Below are 1,001 nucleotides of genomic sequence, written 5' to 3'. Positions count from 1 at the left end.
CGCAGACCTTCTTCCATGGCGATCGGGGCGATCAGCTTGACCGTGATCGACACGTTGTCGCCAGGCATCACCATTTCCTTGCCTTCAGGCAGTTCGATGGCGCCGGTCACGTCCGTCGTGCGGAAGTAGAACTGCGGACGGTAGTTGTTGAAGAACGGCGTGTGACGGCCACCTTCGTCCTTGGACAGCACGTACACCTCACCGGTGAAGTGCGTGTGCGGCTTGATGGAGCCGGGCTTGCACAGCACCTGGCCGCGCTGCACTTCTTCGCGCTTGGTGCCGCGCAGCAGGATACCGACGTTGTCGCCAGCTTGACCTTGGTCCAGCAGCTTGCGGAACATTTCCACGCCGGTGCAGGTGGTCTTCTGGGTGGCAGCGATACCGACGATTTCGATTTCTTCGCCGACCTTGACGATGCCGCGCTCGATACGGCCGGTCACCACGGTGCCGCGACCGGAGATGGAGAACACGTCTTCCACGGGCATCAGGAAAGCGCCGTCAACGGCACGTTCCGGGGTGGGGATGTAGCTGTCCAGCGCGTCGGCCAGGCGCATGATGGCCTGTTCGCCCAGGTCGCCCTTGTCGCCTTCGAGGGCCAGCTTGGCCGAACCCTTGACGATCGGGGTGTCGTCGCCGGGGAAGTCGTACTTGGAGAGCAGTTCGCGCACTTCCATTTCGACCAGTTCCAGCAGCTCGGCGTCGTCCACCATGTCGCACTTGTTCAGGAACACGATGATGTAAGGCACGCCCACCTGGCGGGCCAGCAGGATGTGTTCGCGGGTCTGGGGCATCGGGCCGTCAGCGGCCGAGCACACCAGGATGGCGCCGTCCATCTGGGCGGCACCGGTGATCATGTTCTTGACGTAGTCGGCGTGGCCGGGGCAGTCCACGTGGGCGTAGTGGCGGTTGGCCGTTTCGTATTCCACGTGCGCGGTGTTGATCGTGATGCCGCGGGCCTTTTCTTCCGGAGCCGCGTCGATCTGGTCGTAGGCCTTGGCGGC

General features: G+C 63.5%; 1 protein-coding gene. It reads right to left on the bottom strand.

The window, feature by feature from the left end; all coding sequences use genetic code 11:
* On the bottom strand, positions 1-1,001 hold a 1,001-nt coding region (tuf, locus tag ACLIJ1_RS23275), incomplete at both ends, for an elongation factor Tu (RefSeq protein WP_411367961.1).

The organism is Hydrogenophaga sp. RWCD_12, assembly GCF_046604225.1.
GTDB lineage: Bacteria > Pseudomonadota > Gammaproteobacteria > Burkholderiales > Burkholderiaceae_C > Hydrogenophaga.
This window is presented reverse-complemented; position numbering and strand designations above follow the sequence as displayed.